This is a genomic window from Rhodococcus sp. PAMC28707 (assembly GCF_004795915.1).
Taxonomy (GTDB): Bacteria; Actinomycetota; Actinomycetes; order Mycobacteriales; family Mycobacteriaceae; genus Rhodococcoides.
Genome location: NZ_CP039253.1, coordinates 4,359,925 through 4,377,119, shown reverse-complemented (window position 1 = coordinate 4,377,119; position 17,195 = coordinate 4,359,925). Strand labels below are relative to the sequence as shown.

Here is a 17,195-nt window from a genome sequence, read left to right as displayed (position 1 = left end):
CCTTTGGTCTCGTAGCCGGTTGCACTGCTCGCCATGGCGGTACTCCTTCGCCGATCATCCGGCCCGAAAAGTCCGGATTTCCTATGATGGGGTTTTCGACTTATGATCGAAAACATGATTCATCGTAGCACCGTCCACGAAGTACTCATCGCGGTGTTCCAGGTTCGGACCTTCACCGCAGGCCAGAGCCCCGAACTCGGAGTCCTGCTCTGGCAGCGCGCACTCGAGCCGGAGTTGGGCTCGTGGTCGCTTCCCGGCGGTGTTCTCGAATCCGACGAGGACCTCCCCTCCTCCGCCCGTCGCCAGCTCGCCGAGAAGGTCGACGTCCGAAAAGTCGCCCACCTCGAACAACTGTCCGTCTTCAGCGACCCCGATCGGGTACCCGGAGATCGACGGATCGCCTCGACCTTCCTGGGCCTGGTCCCGATCTCCACGGACCCGAAACTGCCGGAAGACACCGAGTGGCATCCGGTCGCACGGCTTCCCGACATGTCCTTCGACCACCGGACCGTCGTTCGACACGCACGAGCCCGATTGGTTGCGAAACTGTCCTATACCAACATCGCATTCGCGCTTGCGCCAGTCGAATTCGCTATGTCTACGCTGCGCGAGATATACGCCGCTGCCCTCGACTATCAGGTGGATGCGACAAATCTCCAACGCGTGCTCGGGCGCCGAAAAGTGCTGGAGGCGACGGGCAAGACCTCGCCGTCGGGTAAGGCAGGAGGTCGTCCCCCCGCTCTCTACCGGTTCGCCGACGCTTCCTTGCGCGTCACCGACGAGTTCGCCGCTTTACGCCCGCCCAGTTGAATCAGAAGGTTCGTCGTTCCACAGTGGACCGAGTGCTCGGTCGCTGCCCTCGGCGACGGAATTCGTACTGGGCTCCGACTCCTCGTCTTCCGGCGTGAATCGAAGATTGTCGTGCGGGTTCATCGCCGAAAGGAGCAGTACGACGAACGAGGTCGCCAGAGCCTGCACGATCAGCACCAGCGGGGTTTCCACGCCCACAGCCCGCGCAACAACGGATCCGACGGCGGGATCGTCCGGTCGGGTATGCAGAATTCCGGAGAACCACACCCCGACGCCCAGCGTCGTTGCCGACCCCAGGAAGGAACCGAGCACCAACCCCAGACCCATTGCAGGGCCGCGGCGCTCGGTCCACGTCCAGAATCCGACCGGAAGAAGTACACCTGCGACGAGGGTGATGCACAGGAAGATGGCGACCGAATCGAATCGGTGCAGGCTCTCGCCGGTCAACGGCGCACCCCGGCCGGGCGCAAGAACGACAAGATGTTCCACCGGGGCCAGAAGTGCCCAAAATACGCCTGCGAGAGCGCCGACCCCGACAGCAACGGCGACAGTTATGGCCAAGATCCGGAACCGAGGAATCGGTGCCGCGTCCCCGTCGAAGGTGGCGCGGTCCGATTCCATCGTCGATTCCACTGGCCCTATCGCCTTCCCGAAGTCGCGGAGTCGTTCGATCCGTGACGCGAGCACTTCGAGGTCCATCCGTCCGGACGAATCTGCACCACCATGCGCCGACCACATTCGGCGCAGAACCGTGGGGGCTCCAGACCGAGCCGAGCCGCCTCGGTGACGGTCTCGTCCACGCCGGGGACCAGAGGCTTACCCGTGTGCAGGCTGTAGCGCTGATCGGTAGTCACGCCTCCACCTTAGATGGTCGAGTTCAAGGCTTTGATCGGCATCCGAAGCTCACCGAGGAGGTCCAGATCTTCCTCCGCAGGCCGTCCCAGAGTGGTCAGGTAATTGCCGACGATCACGGCATTGATGCCGCCGAGAATGCCCTTCTGTGCGCCGAGGTCACCCAAGGTGATCTCGCGCCCACCGGCGAATCGCAGAATCGTCCTCGGCAGCGCCAGTCTGAATGCCGCAACAGCCAACAGCGCCTCGGACGGTGGTAGTACGTCAAGGTTTCCGAACGGAGTTCCCGGTCGCGGATTGAGGAAGTTCAGTGGCACCTCGTCCGGTTCCAGGGCAGCCAGATCCGCGGTGAACTCCGCTCGCTGCTCCAGCGACTCCCCCATCCCGAGAATCCCTCCGCAGCACACCTCCATTCCTGCCGCTCGCACCATTTCCAATGTGCCCCAACGCTCTTCCCACGTATGGGTGGTGACGACCTTTGGAAAGTACGAGCGGGCAGTTTCGAGATTGTGGTTGTAGCGATGAACTCCCATCGCAGAAAGCTGATCGACCTGCTCCTGGGTCAACATGCCGAGCGAGCACGCGATGTCGATGTCGACTTCGTTGCGGATCGCCTCGATGCCTGCTGCCACCTGGGCGAGCAGTCGCTCATCCGGACCACGAACTGCAGCGACGATGCAGAATTCGGTGGCTCCGGACTTGGCCGTCTGTTTGGCAGCCTCCACGAGGGAGGGAATGTCGAGGCGTGCAGCGCGAACCGGCGACTCGAACAGGCCTGACTGCGAGCAGAAATGGCAATCCTCGGGGCATCCGCCGGTCTTGAGACTGATGATCCCTTCGACCTCGATCTCTGGACCACACCAGGCCATTCTCACCTCGTGCGCCAGGGCAAGCGCTTCCTCCAATCGCTCCTCCGGCAACCGAAGGATCTCGAGCACCTGGCTCTGTGTCAGCCCCTCACCGTTCTCGAGCACTTGAGTACGCGCTCTGTCGACAATGTCGGACTGCACAGATATCTGGGTCACGAACTGCTCCTTCGGTCACACGGGCATAATTGAACACCGTTCAAGTTGAACGGCGTTCAGGTTATGCTGGCGGTCGGATACTGTCAAAGCCGAACCGAGGAACAGGAGTGCCGAGTGCAACTGCGTAGAGCGGACGTCCTCGACGGCGCGATATCGATCCTCGACGAATACGGGCTCGGCGATCTGACGATGCGCAGGCTGGCAACGTCTCTGCACGTCCAACCCGGCGCGCTGTATTGGCACTTTCCCAACAAGCAGACACTCCTCGGCGCGATCGCCGATCACCTTCTCACCGACGTCGATGCACCCCCGACCCGTACCGGATGGGATGAGCAGGTGCGCGAACTTGCCCACCGCTTACGCGATGCTTTGCTTTCACGCCGAGACGGCGCCGAACTGGTTGCCGCGACCTATGCGTCGCGACTGACTACCAACCGGGTCCGCGAGCGCATCGCCGCAGTCTGCATCCGAGCAGGTTCGAGCCGCAGCGACGCCGAACTCACTGCGGACACGCTGCTGTATTACGTGCTGGGCCAGACTGTCGACGAACAGTCACGTATGCAGATGGACTCCGTCGGCGCCCTCACCGAAGAAGCGTCCCCGCTGTTCGAAAGTCCTGATTCGACAAGCAGATTCGATTTCGGTCTGGGGCTGTTCATCGACGGAGTCCGGCACAATCTGGGCGCCTCCGCGCGGCTCTAGCCGCCGAAGACGGCACCCAGTCCGGCACTGTTGCCCGCACTGGAAGCGAACGGGTTGTCGTGCACCATGTACGTCCATGTCGACGTCGGGCGTTGCAGGCCCGCATTATCGAGATCGATTCCCTCGGAAGTGATCTCGACCGTCTCGAACGTCACCTGAGCTTGTTCCATCGCCTTGTCCGAGACGGTCTTGAACGCCTCGACAGCGATTCGGTGATATTCGTCCAATGGGTTCTCTCGACCGAGCGCGCGCAGGTGGATACTCTCGCGCACATCGGCGAGGTGCGCCAAGTAGTCCGACCACGCCCGGTCGAGATGGAACAGCACGATTCGACGAGCCGCGACGACCAGGGTGTCCTCCGATACCTCGGCGCGGAGCTCCGAAGCACGTTCCGGTGCAGCGGAACTGAGAAGCTCCAACGCTTCAGCAGTGGCGAGCAACGTCGTACGTCGACGGTCGAGGATGTCGCGATGCGCAGCGGTGAGCTGGTTGTACCGCCACGTGCGCGAATGCACTTCGAGCATCGTGCCCTCGGCTATCCGCTGCGCATGATCGATCTTTCCGGCAACACCCGCCGAAGTGATCAGCCCGGTGTCGTCGTGCTTCCTGGGCTGCTCCTTGGGTCCGATATTAGCCGTCACGACGTCGTCCTCCCAACTGGAGAAGAACACCGAACGTCCCGGATCACCCTGGCGGCCTGCGCGGCCACGAAGTTGATTGTCGAGCCTCTCGGTCGTGTGCCGACCGGTTCCGACCACGAGCAGCCCGCCGAGTTCGGTCACTCGATCCTTGGCGGCTTTCGTATCGGAACCGGGTCCACCCAGTTTGATGTCGGTTCCTCGTCCGGCAATCTGAGTCGACACTGTGACAGCTCCGATCACGCCGGCAGCGGCGATGACGCCGGCTTCCTCGGCGTCGTTCTTCGCGTTCAACACGACGACCGAAACTCCCTGCTTTTGAAGCTGCTCGGCCAGGTCCTCGGATTCGGCAACGTCGTGGGTGCCGATAAGAATCGGTTGTTCTTGCTCGTGTACCTCCTTGACGAAGGCCACCACCGCCGCATTTTTGTTCGAGGCAGTGTCGTAGACACGGTCGGCCTCGTCGATTCGAATGTTCGGCTGGTTGGGCGAAATCAGCGAGACCCCCAGCCCGTAGAACTTCTTGAGCTGTTCGCCGGCGGCGAGCGCAGTACCGGTCATTCCGCACACCGTCGGATATCTACCGATCAGAGCCTGCACGGTGATCGTGTCGAGAATCTCCCCCGTCTCCGTCGGCTTCAGTCCTTCCTTGGTCTCCACCGCTGCCTGCAAACCGTCCGGCCACCGTTGCAACTCCGCAACGCGCCCACGAGATGCATTGATCAACTGGACCCTCCCGTCCCGGACGATGTAATGCACATCGCGCTGGAGAAGGACCTGAGCGTGCAGCGCGACATTGACCGCAACCAAGGTGGTCCCGACATGCTCCTCGGAGTACAGGTCGATATCGCCGAGTTCCTTCTCCAACCGGGCAGCGCCCTCGTCGGTGAGAAAGACGTTTCGGCCGTCGGCGTCGGTGTCGAAATCGGTGCTCTTCGCCAAGCCGCGAATTGCCTCGAACACCTTCGACGCCGGCACATCCTTCTGTACCGATCCCGCAAGGACCAAGGGAACGAGTGCTTCGTCGACGAGCACCGAATCGGCCTCGTCTATCAGCGCAACATCAGGAGTGGGCGCTACCAGATCGGCGATGTCGTCGACCAGATGATCACGAAGAACGTCGAATCCGATCTCGTTGACCGAGGCATACGTGACGTCACAGGCATACGCCTTCCGTCGTTCCTCCGGAGTCGAGGATTCGGTGACCGACCCGACTGTCAGACCCAGCATCTCGTACAGCGGTGCCATCCAGGCGGCGTCGCGTCGGGCAAGGAAGTCGTTGATGGAGATGACATGCACGCGAGCGCCGGAGAGCACATATCCGCCTGCCGCGACCGCGCCCGCGAGCGTCTTTCCCTCACCGGTTGCCATCTCGACTACGTCGCCCGCCATCATCCGGACGGCCGCGAGCAACTGAACGTCGAAAGGCCGCAGCCCGACGGCCCGATCACTCGCTTCACGAACGAGCGCCAGGTAGCGCGGAACGTCGAGGTCCTCGCTCCTGTCGACGCGAAGCGATGTCGCCGCCGCGGTGAGCTCGGGGTCGGTGAGTCCTCGCGCCCAGTCCTCGTACTCGTACGCCAGGTCCACCCGACTTCTGGAGCGAGCGTGCCCCTTCTGCGCCGAACGCCCGAGTACTCGCCAGAGTCGATCAGAACCCAATGCCATCTACCAATCCCTACGTGCGAAGAAAAATCAACGGTGCCTCAGCACTTCTTTCTGCCAGCCTACTGAAGCGACAAGCCCGACCGGAGGAACCGGATGCCACGGGAATTATGCAAAGACACAGTTGTTGATCCAACGGGGTTCTCCAGCGAAGAGAACCGCAAGGAAGGACGAGAAAGATGTCGCACTCTTACAGCAAGGACGAGCAGTCACTCGATCGGTTGACTCCCGAGCAGTTCCGAGTCACTCAGAAGAACGGCACCGAGCGAGCTTTCGACAACGAATACTGGGATAACCACGAGGACGGTCTGTACGTGGATGTCGTAACGGGCGAGCCGTTGTTCTCTTCGGCGGACAAATTCGAATCTCACTCCGGGTGGCCCAGCTTCACCAGGCCCGTCGAGCCGCAGAATGTGGTTACGAAGCGGGATTTCAGCCACCTGATGGTGCGCACCGAAATTCGGTCCGCGACCGGCGACTCTCACCTGGGACACCTCTTCAAAGATGGCCCGAAGGTCGACGGCGGCTTGCGGTACTGCATGAACTCGGCAGCGCTACGGTTCATCCCCCTCGATCGCCTCGAGGCCGAGGGTTACGGTGACTATCGCGCACAGTTCGACAGCAACGAAGATAGTTCAGACGAAGGAGCGCAGAAGTGACTACAACTACCGAGACCGCCATCCTCGCCGGAGGCTGCTTCTGGGGAGCACAAGAACTGATCCGGCATCGGCCAGGCGTTTCCTCGACTCGCGTCGGATACTCCGGGGGTGATGTCGCCAACGCGACCTACCGCAATCACGGAACCCACGCCGAATCCGTGGAAATCGTCTTCGATCCGGAGCAGATCTCCTACCGCGACATCCTGGAGTTCTTCTTTCAGATCCACGACCCTTCCACGAAGAACCGTCAGGGCAACGACGTCGGTGTCAGTTACCGCTCGGCTATTTATTACACGACCGAGGAGCAGAAGCGTGTCGCCCTCGACACGATCGCCGATGTAGATGCGTCGGGTCTGTGGCCGGGAAAGGTCGTCACCGAAGTGGAGCCGGCCGGTCCGTTCTGGGAGGCAGAGCCCGAGCACCAGGACTACCTGCAGAACTACCCGAGTGGCTACACGTGTCACTTCGTTCGTCCCGGCTGGAAACTTCCACACCGTGAAGCCACCACCAGCTGACGAGCACAACTTCCCGTGCAGTGGCCCCGAGCTCGAGCTCGGGGCCACTGCACGTTCGACGCGTTACTCGAAATCCCGGTGACGATCCGCTGATTGCTCGTCTGGTGGGGTGCACCAGTATCGTGGGCGCCTGCAAGCCTCATCAACGATCGACGACCGAGTACCGCCGAAAAGTCGGAGCATTGAACTTCCCATGCATGTCCAGCCCCAAATTCTCGCCGGCGACGGGAACGAGGCGACTGCCCCACCGCGCCCGAACTCGACCTCCGCCGTACGAGTCGATCTCAACGGGCTCCGTGGGATCGCTATCGCCCTCGTCGTCGTCTTCCACATCTGGATGGGACGGGTCTCCGGCGGCGTCGACGTCTTCCTGACGTTGAGCGGATTCTTCTTCACCGCCTCACTCATTCGCACCGCGCAGTCCGGCGGAAGTATCGATCCGCTCATTCGGGTGCGGCGAATTCTGCGCAGGCTCGGACCCCCACTGATGATGGTTCTGGCTGCAGTTGCACTTGCCACCCTGACTCTTCTGCCCCGCACTCGATGGGCCGACGTAGGCGATCAGCTGGTGTCTGCAGTGTTCTTCTACACGAACTGGGAACTTGCATGGACGGCACAGGACTATCTGGCGGCCGACCAGAATGTCAGCCCGGTTCAACATCTTTGGTCCGTAGCCGTGCAGTTCCAGTTCTATCTGCTCGCGATCGCCGTCGTCTTCGGACTCGCTTGGATCGTCCGACGTTCCAAGGGTGGGCAGCCGATGAGCCCCCCTGCCGGTCTCTACCTCGTCTTGTTCGCAGGTGCCGCGCTTCTGTCCTTCGTTTACGCCGCCGATGGCACCAGCGAAATGCAGTCGTGGAACTACTACGACACCGGAGCACGCTTGTGGGAAATCTTGATCGGAGCGGCAATCGCAGCATTGTTCGCGGCCCGACAAGCCCGCGACCGCCCGGCACACCGTTGGCGGGACGGGCAGTCGTGGGTCGGCAGGTCGGCAAGCACGCTGCTCGCCTTCGCCGGACTGACGGCCATCGCCTTGTGCGGGTTCGTTCTCGACGGCGTCCGGGAGTTTCCCGGCCCGTGGGCGCTGCTGCCCGTTTCGGCGACCGTCGCGCTGATTCTCGCCGGCCCGGCGACCCCCGTCGCGCGGCTGATGAGCACACGGTTCGGAGTGTGGCTGGGCTCGATTGCCTTCCCCCTGTACCTGTGGCATTGGCCGATCCTGATCTTCGCACTGTTCTGGACCGGCGAGCCGTCCGCCGGCCCGACTCTGGGTTTCTTCGTCGTCGGCTTGTCGGTACTTCTCGCAACGGCAACAGTTCGGTTGGTCGAGAAGCCCTTGCAAGCGCCGAACATGTCGATTCCCAAGGTGTTGATCACCGTCGTGGCAACAGCGACGGCCGCGGTCGTCGTCTGTGGTTCTGTCGGATGGAACTATTACATCGACCGCTCCGTCACTGACCTGCAAGCCGGCTCCATCGTCGATGCATCGACGCATCCGGGCGCACTAGTCCTCACCGACGGCGCACTCGCAGAGGACGCCGAAGTGATACCCGCGTTGTTCTCTGCTCCCGCAGACCTCCCCATCACGACGATCGAGGGATGCATAGCGGACTTCGATACCCGTGATGTCATCAGCTGCGAGTACGGGAACAAGGATTCCGAACGGACGATAGCCCTGGCGGGAGGTTCGCACGCCGAACATTGGATCACCGCCCTCGATCAACTGGGACGCGAGAAAGGTTTCCGAGTAGTCACCTATCTGAAGATGGGCTGTCCACTCACCGTCGGAAGCATGCCGATGCTCGGCGACAGCGAATACCCCGGTTGTCTCGACTGGTCCGACTCCGTTCTCGGCGAGATCGAGCGAAGCAAACCCGACTACGTCTTCACCAACTCGACGCGCCCACGCCCCGACGGTCCCGGCGACGTCACCCCGGATTCTTACGTACAGGTGTGGGCCCAGTTGGCCGATCACGGAGTTCCGGTTCTCGGCGTCCGCGACAATCCATGGCTCGCTCGCGACGGCGTTGCGTACCGAGCGGCCGATTGTTTGGCCGAAGGTGGCACTGCGACGTCATGCGGAGTGCCTCGCCAGAACGCTTTGTCCCCGCTCGACCCGGCGCTGGCGGCGTCGTTTCAGTACCCATCCGTACATCTGCTCGATCTTTCCAACGCATTGTGCGACGGTCCGGTATGCCGAGTGATCCAGGGCAATGTCCTCGTCTATCGCGACGAGCATCACCTCACCGCAACGTACGTTCGCACTCTGACGACCGAGTTGAGTCGGCAGATTGCGGCGGCCACCGGTTGGTGGTGAGCCGGTTACACCGGGCCACAGTAAGGTTGGCCCATGCCTGAGGACGCTCCCACCGAAACACTCGAGATCGCAGTCTGGCCGGGCTCCGCCTATCCACTGGGTGCAACCTACGACGGGGCGGGTACCAACTTCGCACTCTTCTCCGAGGTCGCCGACGCTGTCGATCTATGCCTTATCGCCGACGACGGCACCGAAACTCGAGTCCGTTTCGAGGAGTCCGACGGCTACGTCTGGCACGGGTATCTGCCCTCGGTGGTACCCGGGCAGAAGTATGGATTCCGCGTTCATGGACCGTGGGATCCGAGCAACGGGCACCGGTGCGATCCGAGCAAACTACTCCTCGACCCGTACGGGAAAGCCTTCGAAGGCGACTTCGATGGTGACCGCTCCCTGTTTTCCTACAGCCTCGACGCACCCGAACCCGAAGCGGAAACTCCCGCGGAATCTGCTGCACAGAGCGTCGGCACAGTCTTCGAAGACGAGACCGATCTCGCCGACCCAGACGGTGAAGTAGTCGAAGAAGACCCGATCGCGCACGACGAATCATCGAGCGAGGACTTCCCGCAGTACGACTCGCTGGGCCACACCATGACGAGCGTGGTGATCAACCCGTTCTTCGACTGGCAGTCCGACAGAGCACCCAAGCGGCCGTACCACGAGACAGTCATCTACGAAGCCCACGTCAAGGGTATGACGGTGGCACATCCCGACATTCCCGAGGCACTCCGCGGAACCTACGCGGGGCTGGCGCACCCGGCGATCATCGACCACCTGCTGAACCTCGGGATCACCGCGATCGAATTGATGCCGGTCCACCAATTCATGCAGGACCAGACCCTGCTCGATCAAGGTCTACGAAACTACTGGGGCTACAACACCTTCGGATTCCTTGCCCCGCACGCCGACTACTCGTCCAATCCCACCGCCGGTGGCGCGGTGACGGAGTTCAAGGCGATGGTTCGGGCGTTCCATGCTGCCGGCATCGAAGTTATTCTCGACGTGGTCTACAACCACACCGCCGAGGGCAACCACATGGGCCCGACCATCAGCTTTCGCGGCATCGACAACGCCGCCTACTACCGTTTGGTCGACGGCGACGAACAGCACTACATGGACTACACCGGCACCGGTAACAGCCTCAACGCCCGGCATCCCCACACCCTGCAGCTCATCATGGATTCGCTGCGCTACTGGGTCACCGAGATGCACGTCGACGGCTTCCGATTCGACCTCGCATCGACGCTGGCTCGTGAACTCCACGACGTGGACCGTCTGAGCGCCTTCTTCGATCTGGTGCAACAGGATCCGGTCGTCAGTCAGGTCAAACTGATCGCCGAGCCGTGGGATATCGGCGAAGGCGGATATCAGGTCGGAAACTTCCCGGGCTTGTGGACCGAGTGGAACGGCAAGTACCGCGACACCGTGCGCGACTACTGGCGAGGCGAGCCCGCCACCCTCGGTGAGTTCGCATCCCGACTGACCGGATCCTCGGACCTGTACGAAGCGACAGGACGCCGCCCCGGGGCGAGCATCAACTTCGTCATCGCGCACGACGGCTTCACGCTCAACGACCTCGTTTCTTACAACGACAAACACAACGAGGCCAACGGCGAAGGCAACAACGACGGTGAGAGTCACAACCGTTCGTGGAACTGCGGCGTCGAGGGCCCTACCGACGACCCCGAGGTTCTCGAACTCCGCAGTCGCCAGGTCCGCAACATCATGGCCACGCTGTTGCTCAGCCAGGGCACGCCGATGATTGCGCACGGTGACGAACTCGGCCGAACGCAGCAGGGCAACAACAATGTCTACTGCCAGGACTCGGAGTTGGCGTGGATGGACTGGTCGCTCGCCGAGACCAATGCCGATCTCATCGAGTTCACCCGCAACGCCATTGCGCTGCGTAACGACCATCCGGTGTTTCGCCGTCGTCGATTCTTCGAGGGTCGACCGATTCGTAGTGGTGAACAGGCACGTGACATCGCTTGGCTGACGCCTTCGGGCGAGGAGATGACGCCGGAGGACTGGGACAGCGGATTCGGCAAGAGCCTGACGGTGTTCCTGAACGGTGAGGGCATCCCTGAACCGAATCAGCGAGGCGAACGAGTGGTCGACGACTCGTTCCTGATGTGTTTCAACGCACATCACGAGACCATCGAGTTCGTCACACCCGATGGGAACTACGCGAAGGAATGGACCGTCGCACTCGACACTGCCACGCCGACCGGTGTGAGTGAGAACGTCATCGAAGCGGGTACACCGGTCAAGGTGGCCGCCCGGTCGCTCCTCGTTCTACGAAAGACGGACTGACCTATGCCGATCCCGTCCAGCACGTATCGACTTCAACTGCGCGGGGATGGATTCACTCTCGACGACGCCCGAGACCTCGTCGACTATCTCGACGATCTCGGCGTCACCCACGCGTATCTTTCTCCGATCCTGAGCGCTACCGAAGGGTCGACGCACGGGTACGACGTCGTGGATCCGCAGACCATCTCGTCCGCTCTCGGTGGTCGGGCAGCATTCGAGGCGCTTGTGGCCGAGCTTCACTCACGAGGAATGGGCGTCGTGGTCGACATCGTGCCCAATCACGTCGGTGTCGAGGACCCACGGCAGAATGCCTGGTGGTGGGATGTTCTCTCTCGCGGCAGAGAATCCGACTACGCCGACTGGTTCGACATCGACTGGCGCAGCGACAACGGCACCGATGGAAAGATCGCTCTCCCGGTACTCGGATCCGCAGAGGACACAAGGGAACTGGCGATCGACGTCTCCGGTGAGAAGCCTCTGCTCGCGTACTACGACCACAGGTTTCCCATCGCAGAGGGAACCGAGGACGGTGACGCGGAGGAAGTACACGCCCGTCAGGCCTACCGTTTGGTCAGCTGGAAGGCGGGCCTGGTCGGCTACCGACGATTCTTCTCGGTCAACGGCCTTGCCGGACTTCGCCAGGAGGACTACGACGTCTTCACCGCCTCCCACCAGCAGGTGAGCAGCTGGATGTCGGACGGGCTCGTCGACGGGTTGCGAGTCGATCATCCGGATGGCCTCGCCGATCCAGCCGGCTACCTGACCGAACTTCGCGAGGTGATCGGGCCGGACCGTTGGCTGGTAGTGGAAAAGATTCTCGCGCGCGGCGAACCCCTGGACGAATCTCTTCCGGTCGACGGAACCACCGGATACGACGCTCTAGCCGATCTCGGCGGCGTGTTCATCGACCCGGACGGTGCTGGGGCCCTCGGCGAGCTGTCGCGGGTCTACACGGGGGTAGTCAATGATGCGAGATGGCTTCATGAGACCGAGCGGTCCTTGAAAGTCGCTGTTGCACAGGGCGATCTGGCGCCCGAGGTTTCTCGCCTGAGCCGTGCGATCGCGCGCGAGTCTTCGACGGCCATCTCTCACGAGGACATCAGCGCTGCGGTGGTCGCATTGGTGGCTCGGATGCCCTACTACAGATCTGATTACGGCCCTCTCGCCGGCACCGTCGCACGAGTGGTCGGCGAGGTCCGCGCGAACGACCCGGCCCTCGAAGCAGGCCTCGATGCGGTGACCACCTCGCTGATCAGTGGCACCGAATCAGCCGCTCGGTTCGAGCAGGTATGCGGGGCCGTGACGGCCAAGGGCGTCGAGGATTGCCTGTTCTATCGCGCGACCCGGCTCATCTCACTGCAGGAAGTCGGCGGCGATCCCGCCGAATTCGGAATCAGCCCAGCGCAGTTCCATCTCGCATCCGCAGATCGAGCAGTACGGTGGCCCGCCGCGATGACGACGCTGTCCACACACGACACCAAGCGTGGAGAGGATGTTCGCGCCCGTATCGGTGTGCTTTCGCAGACGCCCGAACTCTGGGCGCGATGTCTGACGGACTGGGAACTGCTCGCGCCGAGCCCGGACGGGGCAACCGGACTGTTCTTGTGGCAGAACGCATTCGGCGTGTGGCCCGCTGACGGCACGATCACCGAAGAATTTCGAGCGCGGCTTCACGCCTATGCCGAAAAGGCCGTCCGCGAAGCCGGTCTCCGCACCGGATGGAACGACGTCGAAACGACATTCGAATCCTCGGTCCACGATTGGCTCGACTCCATCACTGCGGGGTCGATCGCTGAATCGGTCAGCATGCTGGTCTCGCGGCTCGATCCTCACGGCCGCAACGACGCACTCGGACAGAAGCTTCTGCACCTGGTCGGGCCCGGTGTGCCCGACGTCTACCAGGGCACCGAACTATGGGATGATTCGCTCGTCGACCCGGACAATCGGCGTCCGGTCGACTACTCGGTGCGACGTGAACATCTCGCGGACACCGCAATACCCGTCGTCGACGGCAGCGGAACGGCGAAATTTCATATCGTCCGCACCGCCCTCCGACTCCGGCGTGAGCGGCCCGACAGTTTCGTCGGCGGAACTTACGCGCCCGTCTACGCCGTCGGATCCGCTGCAACGCACGTTCTCGGATTCGCCCGCGGATCGGTACTCGCCGAACCCGATGTGATCGCGCTTGCCACCCGGCATTCGCTGACACTCGCATCACAGGGTTGGGGATCGACAGCGGTGGTACTCCCCGACGGACAGTGGCGCGATCGTCTGACCGATTCCGTGTTCACGGGCGAGATTTCAGCGGAGGTGCTCTTCGCTTCGCTGCCCGTGGCATTGCTGGTACGCGAGAACTGAGGAGCTGCACCCATGATCCACCGTTTCCAAGTGTGGGCACCGACCCCCGAGAAGGTTCGACTGCATCTGGACGGCGACGTCCACGACATGGAGCGCCGGTCCGACGGTTGGTGGTTCACCGAAAAGGAAGCTCAGCCGGACAGCCGATACGGATTCCTTCTCGACGAGGACGACACCGTGATTCCGGATCCCCGTTCGCCGCGTCAACCGGACGGGGTGCACGCACCTTCGCAGTTGCACAGTGTGGACGAGTCGAAGTGGACCGATTCGACATGGACCGGCCGTCAACTGCCCGGTGGCGCACTGTACGAGTTGCACATCGGAACCTTCACTCCCGAAGGCACATTCGACGCGGCCGTTGCCAAACTCGACCACCTCGTCGACCTCGGTGTCACCTTCGTCGAGGTGATGCCGGTCAACGGATTCAACGGCACCCACAACTGGGGTTACGACGGTGTGCTCTGGTACACCGTTCACGAGCCGTACGGTGGGCCGGAAGGGTTGCAGCGCTTCGTCGATGCCTGCCACCGACTCGGACTCGGCGTGGTACTCGACGTGGTCTACAACCATTTCGGCCCATCCGGCAACTACCTCGACCGATTCGGACCGTATCTCGCTCAGGGATCCAATTCGTGGGGCCAGGCGATCAACTACGCCGAGACCGACTCGGGGCCGGTGCGGCGCTACGCAATCGAGAACGCGCTTCGATGGTTCTCCGAATTCCACATCGACGGTCTCCGCCTCGATGCAGTCCATGCCATCGTCGACCACACTGCCGTCCACCTGCTCGAAGAATTGGTAGTGGACACTCGTCGACTGTCGGCTCATCTCGGACGCCCACTGACTCTGATCGCCGAGAGCGACCTCAACGACCCGAGCCTCATCACTGCGCGGTCCGGCGGCGGTTATGGCCTGGATGCGCAGTGGGACGATGACATACACCATGCCATCCATGCTGCGGTTTCCGGTGAAAGGCAGGGCTACTACGGAGATTTCGGTTCACTGCAGACGTTGGCGACTACCCTCCGCCATGGGTTCTTTCATGCGGGAACGTACTCGAGCTTCCGAGGCCGGACGCACGGCCGTCCCATCGACACCCGCCGAATTCCGGCGAGTTCGTTCGTGACCTACACCACGACACATGATCAGATCGGCAACCGTGCAATCGGTGATCGACCGGGCGTCTATCTCGAACCCGGCCAGTTGGCAGTCAAGGCCGCACTGGTGTTGGCCTCCCCCTACACACCGATGTTGTTCATGGGCGAAGAGTGGGGCGCGTCGACGCCGTTCCAATTCTTCACTTCACACCCCGAGCCCGAGTTGGGTAAGGCTACTGCCGAGGGCCGTAAAGCGGAGTTCGCCGAGCACGGTTGGGACAGCGCAGACATTCCCGACCCTCAGGACCCGGAGACATTCCAGCGATCGACACTGGACTGGTCCGAACTCGGCACCGGCGAACACGCGCAGCTACTCCGGATGTACCGCGATCTGCTGTCGTTGCGGCGTGAACACCCAGAGTTGACCGATCCCTGGCTCGAGAACTTTTCCGTCGACTACGACGAGGACGAGCGCTGGATCGTACTGCACCGCGGATCGCTTCGGCTGGCCTGCAACCTCGCACCGCACGAGGTGACGGTCCCGGTCGGCGGCACCCCTCTCCTGTCCTGGAGTCCGCCGACCTCGGACGAAACAGGTTCGGCCACAACCATCCCCGGCCATTCGTTCACCATTCTCGTAGCCAACGCGCCTGCAGCTACGAAGTAGCGAACTACAGCTGAGCCGACCCGTCACGCATGCGTTGTGTTGCCTCGCAGCCGCACGAATACCGCAATCGAAGTGGCAGCCATGACAACAGAGGTAGCCACCGCCGCGGCGTGCATGCCGCTGACGAATGCCGCGTCAGCGGATTCGGACAGAAGTTCAGCGGCTCGGGAAGGAAGCGTGCGGGCGACGGCAACAGATCCACCGAGCGTCTCCTGGGCGGACAACGCCTGCACCGGATCGAGCCCGGACACGTCGAGGCCTCGACGGAAGTACGACATGACGACCGTTCCGAGAATGGCGACGCCGAGCGCGATGCCGAGTTCGTACGCTGTCTCCGATACTGCGGACGCGGCACCCGCACGCTCGGGTTCGACCGCGCTCACGACCAGGTCCGAGGTGAGGGTAAGCGCTGCACCTGCGCCGGCACCGACCAGGACGAATCCGGCGATGAACAGTCCAGGTCCACCGTCGGCACGAAGTCCTATCAGCAGAGCCGCGCCTACTGCAGCGACAGCCAAGCCGGTTCCGAGCACCGTTCCCGGTGACCAGATGCGCACCAGGTAGGCCGCGATCAACGAGGTCACGATGCTCGAGACTGTGCCCGGAAGTAGCAGCAGACCGGCCTGGAGCGGGCTGTTGCCCAAGACGAGCTGTAGATATTGAGCACCGAAGAACAGAACTCCGGCAAGTGCGAACACCGAAAGAAAGTTGGTGAACACCGCCGTCGAGAATGCCGGCTTCGCGAAGAGTCGAAGGTCGATCATGGGCGATTCCAGGGTGCGTTGACGCCTCACGAACGCGATACCTGCCGCAATACCGATGGCTGCAGCGACGGCGTTGACCGTATCGAAACCATGGGTCGCGGTCTCCTTGATTGCAAAAACCAAGGGTACGAGGGCAGCCAGAGACAACGCCGAGCTCACGAGGTCGAATTTGCCCGGGTTCGGATCCTTCGATTCTGGGATCACCAGCGGCCCCAGCGCAATCAGCACCAGCATGACCGGAATGTTGATGAGGAACACTGATCCCCACCAGAAGTGTTCCAGAAGCCACCCACCCACGAGCGGACCAGCGGCAGCACCGCCGCCCGCCATAGCGCCCCACACCCCGATCGCCATGATCCGTTGACGCGAGTCGGTGAAGATCGTCCGAATGAGGCCTAGAGTCGCGGGCATCAATGTCGCACCGGATACACCCTGAAGTACCCGCGCTGCGATGAGCATCTCGGGGCTGACGGAAAATGCAGCGATGATCGATGCGATGCCGAATCCAGCGGCACCGATGAGCAACAGCCGACGACGGCCGATCCGATCGCCGAGAGTGCCCATCGTGATGAGCAGACCGGCCAACACGAACGAGTAGACGTCGATGATCCACAGCAGCTGATTACTGGTCGGTGCAAGGTCGGCGCTGATGAACGGCAGCGCAAGGTCGAGCACGGTGCCGTCGACTGCGATCAGGAGCACCGCGAACGCGAGCACCACCAGCCCGAGCCAGTCCTGTGCTCTGGCCCGTCGGTCAGGGGTGGATTGCATGCTGGGCATGCTCGACTCGTTCACGACCTTCTCCTCGGTTCG

At 62.3% G+C, this 17,195-nt stretch carries 13 protein-coding genes; 8 read left to right on the top strand and 5 right to left on the bottom strand.

Annotated features, from left to right (window positions below; all coding sequences use genetic code 11):
- The first annotated feature begins 114 nt into the window (after positions 1 to 114).
- The gene (locus tag E5720_RS19915; RefSeq protein WP_136172060.1) at positions 115 to 810 is read left to right on the top strand and encodes an NUDIX domain-containing protein; all 696 of its coding nucleotides are present in this window, start codon (positions 115 to 117) and stop codon (positions 808 to 810) included.
- On the opposite strand, the gene E5720_RS19910 is transcribed toward E5720_RS19915, so the two are convergent.
- Genes E5720_RS19910 through bioB form a run of 3 tightly spaced genes read right to left on the bottom strand, consistent with a single transcriptional unit; the run spans position 793 to position 2,687 of the window.
- Positions 793 to 1,431: a DUF2567 domain-containing protein gene (locus tag E5720_RS19910; protein ID WP_136172059.1), complete on the bottom strand. Its 639-nt coding sequence runs from the start codon at positions 1,429 to 1,431 to the stop codon at positions 793 to 795. The genes E5720_RS19915 and E5720_RS19910 overlap by 18 nt on opposite strands.
- Positions 1,432 to 1,448: 17 nt before the next feature.
- Positions 1,449 to 1,664 (bottom strand): hypothetical protein, encoded by a 216-nt coding sequence (locus tag E5720_RS19905; RefSeq protein ID WP_136172058.1) that lies wholly within the window; start codon positions 1,662 to 1,664, stop codon positions 1,449 to 1,451.
- 9 nt (positions 1,665 to 1,673) lie between these two features.
- Positions 1,674 to 2,687 carry a biotin synthase BioB gene (gene bioB, locus E5720_RS19900; RefSeq protein ID WP_136172057.1) on the bottom strand — a complete coding sequence of 338 codons (1,014 nt, stop codon included), beginning with the start codon at positions 2,685 to 2,687 and terminating at the stop codon, positions 1,674 to 1,676.
- A 114-nt stretch (positions 2,688 to 2,801) separates the two neighbouring features.
- Here bioB and E5720_RS19895 point away from each other — a divergent pair, with 114 nt between their 5' ends.
- Positions 2,802 to 3,389 (top strand): TetR/AcrR family transcriptional regulator C-terminal domain-containing protein, encoded by a 588-nt coding sequence (locus E5720_RS19895; RefSeq protein WP_136172056.1) that lies wholly within the window; start codon positions 2,802 to 2,804, stop codon positions 3,387 to 3,389.
- On the opposite strand, the gene secA2 is transcribed toward E5720_RS19895, so the two are convergent.
- Positions 3,386 to 5,695, bottom strand: a complete 2,310-nt coding sequence (gene secA2, locus E5720_RS19890; RefSeq protein ID WP_136172055.1) for an accessory Sec system translocase SecA2 — start codon at positions 5,693 to 5,695, stop codon at positions 3,386 to 3,388. The two genes, E5720_RS19895 and secA2, sit on opposite strands and share 4 nt — an antisense overlap.
- A 176-nt stretch (positions 5,696 to 5,871) precedes the next feature.
- Between secA2 and msrB the strand changes: the two genes are divergently transcribed.
- The 6 genes from msrB to treZ all read left to right on the top strand — a co-directional run bounded on the left by msrB (position 5,872) and on the right by treZ (position 15,618).
- On the top strand, positions 5,872 to 6,351 hold the full coding sequence (gene msrB, locus E5720_RS19885) for a peptide-methionine (R)-S-oxide reductase MsrB (protein ID WP_136172054.1): 480 nt from the start codon (positions 5,872 to 5,874) through the stop codon (positions 6,349 to 6,351).
- A complete protein-coding gene (gene msrA / locus E5720_RS19880; RefSeq protein ID WP_136172053.1) occupies positions 6,348 to 6,866 on the top strand; it encodes a peptide-methionine (S)-S-oxide reductase MsrA in 519 nt (172 codons plus the stop codon). The genes msrB and msrA overlap by 4 nt, the downstream gene beginning before the upstream one ends.
- A 193-nt stretch (positions 6,867 to 7,059) precedes the next feature.
- Positions 7,060 to 9,186 carry an acyltransferase family protein gene (locus E5720_RS19875; protein ID WP_136172052.1) on the top strand — a complete coding sequence of 709 codons (2,127 nt, stop codon included), beginning with the start codon at positions 7,060 to 7,062 and terminating at the stop codon, positions 9,184 to 9,186.
- A 33-nt stretch (positions 9,187 to 9,219) separates the two neighbouring features.
- Entirely contained in the window at positions 9,220 to 11,496 is a 2,277-nt protein-coding gene (gene glgX / locus E5720_RS19870) for a glycogen debranching protein GlgX (RefSeq protein WP_136172051.1), read from the top strand.
- Between the two features lie 3 nt (positions 11,497 to 11,499).
- On the top strand, positions 11,500 to 13,854 hold the full coding sequence (gene treY, locus E5720_RS19865) for a malto-oligosyltrehalose synthase (RefSeq protein WP_136172050.1): 2,355 nt from the start codon (positions 11,500 to 11,502) through the stop codon (positions 13,852 to 13,854).
- A 15-nt stretch (positions 13,855 to 13,869) separates the two neighbouring features.
- A complete protein-coding gene (treZ, locus tag E5720_RS19860; RefSeq protein ID WP_136172843.1) occupies positions 13,870 to 15,618 on the top strand; it encodes a malto-oligosyltrehalose trehalohydrolase in 1,749 nt (582 codons plus the stop codon).
- Between the two features lie 23 nt (positions 15,619 to 15,641).
- On the opposite strand, the gene E5720_RS19855 is transcribed toward treZ, so the two are convergent.
- Positions 15,642 to 17,162, bottom strand: coding sequence for an MFS transporter (locus E5720_RS19855; protein WP_136172842.1), 1,521 nt, complete (start codon positions 17,160 to 17,162; stop codon positions 15,642 to 15,644).
- Positions 17,163 to 17,195 lie beyond the last annotated feature (33 nt).

Bases quoted from the DNA above. Each gene is read 5' to 3' on its own strand.
- treY (WP_136172050.1), top strand. From the start codon at position 11,500: ATGCCGATCCCGTCCAGCACGTATCGACTTCAACTGCGCGGGGATGGA.
- E5720_RS19915 (WP_136172060.1), top strand. From the start codon at position 115: ATGATTCATCGTAGCACCGTCCACGAAGTACTCATCGCGGTGTTCCAG.
- E5720_RS19910 (WP_136172059.1), bottom strand. From the start codon at position 1,431: ATGGAATCGGACCGCGCCACCTTCGACGGGGACGCGGCACCGATTCCT.
- E5720_RS19855 (WP_136172842.1), bottom strand. From the start codon at position 17,162: ATGCCCAGCATGCAATCCACCCCTGACCGACGGGCCAGAGCACAGGAC.
- E5720_RS19875 (WP_136172052.1), top strand. From the start codon at position 7,060: ATGCATGTCCAGCCCCAAATTCTCGCCGGCGACGGGAACGAGGCGACT.
- secA2 (WP_136172055.1), bottom strand. From the start codon at position 5,695: ATGGCATTGGGTTCTGATCGACTCTGGCGAGTACTCGGGCGTTCGGCG.
- glgX (WP_136172051.1), top strand. From the start codon at position 9,220: ATGCCTGAGGACGCTCCCACCGAAACACTCGAGATCGCAGTCTGGCCG.
- msrB (WP_136172054.1), top strand. From the start codon at position 5,872: ATGTCGCACTCTTACAGCAAGGACGAGCAGTCACTCGATCGGTTGACT.